This is a genomic window from Clostridium lacusfryxellense, assembly GCF_018861735.1.
Classification (GTDB): domain Bacteria; phylum Bacillota; class Clostridia; order Clostridiales; family Clostridiaceae; genus Clostridium_AD; species Clostridium_AD lacusfryxellense.
In genome coordinates, this window is sequence record NZ_JAHLEB010000102.1 from 1 (window position 1) to 5670 (window position 5670).

8 protein-coding genes are annotated in these 5670 nt (G+C 23.5%); 6 read left to right on the forward strand and 2 right to left on the reverse strand.

All coding sequences use genetic code 11. From position 1 onward, the window contains the following. Positions 1-402 precede the first annotated feature (402 nt). Complete coding sequence (locus tag KPL55_RS26890; RefSeq protein WP_376770508.1) at positions 403-510, reverse strand: DUF6442 family protein; 108 nt, start codon at positions 508-510, stop codon at positions 403-405. Positions 511-839: 329 nt separating this feature from the next. Here KPL55_RS26890 and KPL55_RS25050 point away from each other — a divergent pair, with 329 nt between their 5' ends. From KPL55_RS25050 to KPL55_RS25075, 6 genes are all read left to right on the forward strand, one after another. After that, the gene (locus KPL55_RS25050) at positions 840-1337 is read left to right on the forward strand and encodes a stage II sporulation protein M (protein WP_216309481.1); all 498 of its coding nucleotides are present in this window, start codon (positions 840-842) and stop codon (positions 1335-1337) included. A 1-nt stretch (position 1338) separates the two neighbouring features. Continuing rightward, positions 1339-1896 carry a hypothetical protein gene (locus KPL55_RS25055; protein WP_216309482.1) on the forward strand — a complete coding sequence of 186 codons (558 nt, stop codon included), beginning with the start codon at positions 1339-1341 and terminating at the stop codon, positions 1894-1896. Positions 1897-1961: 65 nt separating this feature from the next. Continuing rightward, complete coding sequence (locus tag KPL55_RS25060) at positions 1962-2186, forward strand: hypothetical protein (RefSeq protein ID WP_216309483.1); 225 nt, start codon at positions 1962-1964, stop codon at positions 2184-2186. Between the two features lie 168 nt (positions 2187-2354). Further along, positions 2355-2531 carry a hypothetical protein gene (locus KPL55_RS25065; RefSeq protein WP_216309484.1) on the forward strand — a complete coding sequence of 59 codons (177 nt, stop codon included), beginning with the start codon at positions 2355-2357 and terminating at the stop codon, positions 2529-2531. A 722-nt stretch (positions 2532-3253) separates the two neighbouring features. Beyond that, positions 3254-4069 (forward strand): hypothetical protein, encoded by an 816-nt coding sequence (locus tag KPL55_RS25070; RefSeq protein ID WP_216309485.1) that lies wholly within the window; start codon positions 3254-3256, stop codon positions 4067-4069. A gap of 1 nt (position 4070) precedes the next feature. Continuing rightward, on the forward strand, positions 4071-4700 hold the full coding sequence (locus tag KPL55_RS25075) for an ATP-binding cassette domain-containing protein (RefSeq protein ID WP_216309486.1): 630 nt from the start codon (positions 4071-4073) through the stop codon (positions 4698-4700). A gap of 289 nt (positions 4701-4989) precedes the next feature. Here KPL55_RS25075 and KPL55_RS26490 read toward each other — a convergent pair whose 3' ends face one another. After that, on the reverse strand, positions 4990-5115 hold the full coding sequence (locus KPL55_RS26490) for a hypothetical protein (RefSeq protein WP_281418915.1): 126 nt from the start codon (positions 5113-5115) through the stop codon (positions 4990-4992). Positions 5116-5670: the final 555 nt, after the last annotated feature.

Here is a 5670-nt window from a genome sequence, read left to right on the forward strand (position 1 = left end):
CATGCCCAAAAATAATAGTTGTAAAAGAAAAAAGCCAATTAGAAGCATACATACTTTCAATTGGCTATAATTCTATTTGTCACAAGATGGTTAACTTAATGACATTGGGTTAACACCTTCTTTTTTTCTTTTGAAATTTAGAACGTTATGTTACTTTGAATGTAATAAATTGATACGTTATGTTACATTCAAATCGAAAAAAATAAGGAATGAGCAATACGGCCAATGTGAAAGTAACACAATTGGTATTGTGTTACTTTCACTTGTTTCTATAGAACTAATTGTTTGTCTGGAAACACCAACTAGTTCCGATAATTCTTCTTAGGATAGATTATTTTCAGGCTCTAGCTACTTTAAGTTTGTTTTTTAATATTAATTTTTCCTTCATTAATTCACACTTCCTTAGATTATAGTCAAAATATAACTTATTAAAAATCCAATAGAAGCTACAATACCAACTATCGCGGTTGTTAAATATTTTCGATCTTTTAATATAGTATATTTTCCCACTAATTAATTTTTTATGACAAGTTATATTGTCAAATATCAAATATAAATTGTCATAACATATAATAATCAATATTATTTTTAGTTTGCATTTGTTATAGCTTACTTTCACTAGTTAAATACTAAAACGAAAAAATTAATTTTATATTGTTTTTGTTATGGGTTATGGAGTTCTTTAACAAGGTTAGTAGTCTATTTATGCCTCAATAATGACGTTTCATGCTTTTTATGTTGAATTATATATTTTAATCATTTATAATGTAAATATATAGATGTATAACTATATTATGCAATAAATATATATTACAATTACAGTTAAGGGAGAAGGAAGTATGATTAAAAAAGGTATTTTATTAAGTTCTTCAATTTATATTATGTCAATTTTAATTGGTATGATATTGGGAAGTTATCTTTTAAACGATATTTCTTGGTTTGGGAATAAAGGTATGCAATTATCATATTCTGATATATTTTTTCATAATGTAAAATCTAATGTTATAAATATATTAGGAATTGTTTCTTTTGGATTTTCAACAATTGTATATTTAATTATCAATGGAGTTATTTTAGGTATGACGATATATAAAGGTGGATTCTATGTTTTCTTAACTAAAATTCTTCCGCATGGATTATTTGAGATATCTAGCATGATTTTAATTTCATCAATAGGGCTATTACCAATATGGGTTGGGGTATATAAATATAAGAGTATAACTATTAATTTTAATAGAAATGCAATAATTAAACTATTTAAAATATTGCTATTGTCAATAATATTACTATTTTTAGCTGCTGTAATCGAAAGTATAATTATGTCAGGAGGAATTTAGAATGTTACTTATTGAGAAACCTATTTTAAATATTGATAATAAATCTTTTAAAAAGCATTTTTTTATACAGGAGATATGTTTTATTTTAGGCACAATTATCTTCATAAATTTAGGAATGGATAAACTTTTAGATAATTACAGTATTTTGAAAACGATAGAAGCATATAAAGATTTAATTTTATTTATAGCAATTCTTTCAAGTATAATCGCACCTATAATAAATATGATTTATACCTCAATAGTATTTGAATTAGTTGTAGTACTATTAAAGATAGATATAAACTTTACGAATATCTTAAAAATTAGTTGCTTAGCTAATTATATAAATTTAATAAATATAATTTTAAACTTATTTGAAGCAATGGATAATACTAAAATTATATACATAATCACAAAATTCAATATTATCAATTATATATATCTTATAGTTATAAGTATTATATTGTTAAAACATTTAAGATGCTCTAAATCATACATTAATAAACAAAAAAAATCTATTTTGTTTATAGTTTCAAGTGTATTATGGCTATTTAGTGTAATTATTAAGTTATATCTTTAAAAAATCGAAAAATATATATCACAATTTAATATAAATATTTTAATATATTAGGGGGGTAAAATAAAATGGAAAATAAGATTCCTTTTATGGGATACATTGTAAGTGCGACGGGAATGTCTTTAGCAGGAGCGTATAAAGTTATAGATTATGCATTAGCTGCTGCAACTGTAGCTAGTGTTATAGCAGCAGTATTAACCGCTGGAGGTATAGCTATAGGTACAGTTTTAATAAAAAAAGTTCTGGTAGGTGCATCAAAAGGTGTTGCTAAATCAGTTATGGGTGGTTGGTAAAAACATAAATATTAACATCTGTGTTGCAACAAATAACTAAAGGATAAAAACAAGTATAGAACTTTAGTACAAGTATTAATTATTGTGGTATATATTTTTATTAAAACATGTAACTTATATAAGTTCTATACTTGTATTTATCCTGATAATTTAGGAGATTGATTGATTATGAAAAAAAATATTGGATTTATTGTAATAATCGTAAATTTATTTTTGTTGTTTTTAATTACTAGAATTTTTAATATACCTATAAATATGGATTCGTTATTTTGGATAGTAGTAATAAATTTTATAGCCTATATTGTTGAAATATATTTATTATTTAGAAGAAAGAAAAGAGAGTGACTATGTTTAATATATTTAGTTATTATTTACTAATTAAATTCAGGATAATCTGTAAAAAATTCAACATTTCAACAATATCTAAAAAAACATTATGGATTTTTCAAGTTTCCACTTTTACTATATTAACATTTATATTAACATTTTTTACTTGTTTTTTTTTAAAAATAAGTATATATTATAATCCTAATAATATTAATTGGAATTTAATTGCTAAATGTCTATATATTATTATGGTTATTTACTTGTCATTTAATAGTATTAGCTCCATATATACTAAAGTATTTGGTGAAAAAGATTATAATTTTATAGTAGGTTTTAAAAAACAACAGAATAAAATTTTTTTATGTAAATATATAAGTGAGATCTATTTAAAAAATATATATATAGCATCTATGGTATATATATCAATAAGCATATCTATTGTTATTATATTTAAAAACCAATATGATTTCATATTAAGTTTAGTAATATTTTATGGTATATATATATTACTTCCTATTATATATAAATATATAATAGTTTGTTTGTTTGATCTTTTTAAAAAAAGATTTAATAGATCATTTATACTTAGTTTTATTTTGAAAAATAGTTTTGTATTTTTGACATCATATTTTTTATTTAGAATAATTATTAATTGGAATACTACATATGTAATTTATATATATAACCACGCTGATAATTGGCTATTACTTGTAAGTGAAATTCTTATTTTAAGTTTGTTAATGATGATAACAATATTGATATTATTTAAAAATACAAATGATTTATCAAATAATAAGAAATATAAGAAAGATAAGAAGTTGTTAGAAATGTTTTTTTGTAGATTTAATGATAAGTTTATATATTATCAATATTTGATTTTAAAAAGAGAAAAATTTACTTTTAAATCCATATTTGGAAATGTCTTCTTTGCCGACTTTGTTATATTAGGGATGTTATTTAATATGAATACACTATTTACAAGACAATTTAAAATGGTAATGTTTTTTGTCGTAATTGCTAATTTTGAATTATCAGAAACTCTGTTAAAGAAAATTTTGTCTATAGAAAACGATAAATCAATAATTAGACATTTAATTAATAACAATTTATTATTGAAATTTATCAAATCAAAAATAAAAATGTATTTTTTAATATACAATATTACTAATATATTTTTAGTATTACCGATATTATTATTAGGAAACACAATCGATATTATAGGTTTAATAATTACAATAAATATGTTTAGTTTAATATATTCATTTAATTCTGTGATAACTAATATTGTTAAACCGGATTTCCAGCTTTTAAAAAATGAAGAGGTAGAAGGAACATTAGCTAATGATATTATGAATGCTTTTTTAAAAATAGCTAGTTTAACGATATATTACAGCTTAGGAATAGGTTTATTTGCATATAATTATCTAAATAAAATAAGCAACATGACTCTTTGGGCGATATTGATAATAATTATGGTATCACATTTATGCATTCTATATTTATTCTATAAAATATTATTATCAAAAAAAATATGGAGCAGTTGGGAAGGATTTTAATATGATGTTTGAGTTAAAGAACGTAAACCATAGCTATAAAAACTTCAATATCAAAAATATATCTTTAAAAATCGAGGAAGGGGAATTAATTGGAATTGTAGGAAGCAATGGATCTGGAAAAACTACTTTATTAAAAATAATGGCTGGAATTATAAATAATGAAAATGTGTATAATGAGGGCAAAAAAATTACTAAAAACAAGTTGTTTAAAATATCATATATGGATAGCAATGCTTTTTTTTATGAATTATTAACTGTTAATGAGATGTTAGATTTTGTTAAGCATATATATAATAATTCATGTGATGAAAGAATGGATTCGTGGATAGAACAGATAGGACTAAATCGGTATAAAAATGAACTAATAAAAAATTTATCTTTAGGCAACAGACAAAAGTTGGCATTAATGTTAACCTTACTTAATAGACCCACCCTGATACTACTTGATGAACCATTTAATGGAATAGATGAGGCGTCAGTTGATATTTTAATAAATATATTAAAAAAGTTAGTTATGGAAAAAAGAACAGTTATAATAACAACACATGTTAAGAATGTATTAAATGGATTATGCACGAGACTAGTAGAATTAAATGAAGGCTCCGTTATATCAGATAATGTCGTTATCTGATATAATATTAGAATTATATAGTACGAAAACATATTTCAGAAATAATGGGAACAAACTATGTTTACACACAATTATGTAAAATACCACTACTGTTTTTTAACTAGCCTGTAAATAATTTTATGTAAAAAGTTTGGAAGGGTATTTAAGAGATTATGTGTGTGAACAAAACTTGCAAATCAAAAATACATTTTAACTGCTATGAAAGCTATGCTATATTCAAAGACATTCTTCATGATGTAAATCCTTATTGACTTAAACTATTTAGCGCGTAATTTATGAAATTTACGTATCAATTTTTCTTTTCTTTTCCATCCTCTTTTTCATCCTCCTTATTGCCTATATAACCTAAAATTATTGTTAAAATACCCCCTAAAATTCCTATCCCTATTACTATTGAAGCTATATCTAAACCCATAAAAATCAACCTCCTTCTAAATTTTCATCAGATAATCTACAAGTTCCACAATTAACTTATTTGCTTAATTATAACATATATTCCATATCAAATTACATAAGTCAGATGTAATCTTATAGTTATTCATTTGTTTTACGAATACTATGTCTTATCTTCAGCATATTTTTCTACACTTCTAATTTAGTTAGACAAAGTAATCAAAGCAACTCATACCATATGATAAAATGTTATATGGTATGAAACGCTATTTTATTTCTATTCAACGAACTCTAAACCATATATATAAATACCTCTTTGTGCAACTTATCACAAAGAGAAAGTATTTGTATGATTTATTGCACTTGAAAACTAGGCGCTGCCGAGTTATCCTAGTTACATAGTACACCTTCGGTATACATAGGGGAGTAATACTACCTTAATTTTCCCTGCGGTCAACTTACTTCTAGGGGTATGAAGAACATAGCTGTCACCAGAAGCAATACCTTATATTGGAAAACTATTGATCACTTCATCATAAGCCTCTTGAGCTTCAGCAATTGATAATTTCGAATATAT

Bases quoted from the DNA above. Each gene is read 5' to 3' on its own strand.
- KPL55_RS25050 (WP_216309481.1), top strand. From the start codon at position 840: ATGATTAAAAAAGGTATTTTATTAAGTTCTTCAATTTATATTATGTCA.
- KPL55_RS25055 (WP_216309482.1), top strand. From the start codon at position 1,339: ATGTTACTTATTGAGAAACCTATTTTAAATATTGATAATAAATCTTTT.
- KPL55_RS25060 (WP_216309483.1), top strand. From the start codon at position 1,962: ATGGAAAATAAGATTCCTTTTATGGGATACATTGTAAGTGCGACGGGA.
- KPL55_RS25065 (WP_216309484.1), top strand. From the start codon at position 2,355: ATGAAAAAAAATATTGGATTTATTGTAATAATCGTAAATTTATTTTTG.
- KPL55_RS25070 (WP_216309485.1), top strand. From the start codon at position 3,254: ATGATGATAACAATATTGATATTATTTAAAAATACAAATGATTTATCA.
- KPL55_RS25075 (WP_216309486.1), top strand. From the start codon at position 4,071: ATGATGTTTGAGTTAAAGAACGTAAACCATAGCTATAAAAACTTCAAT.
- KPL55_RS26490 (WP_281418915.1), bottom strand. From the start codon at position 5,115: ATGGGTTTAGATATAGCTTCAATAGTAATAGGGATAGGAATTTTAGGG.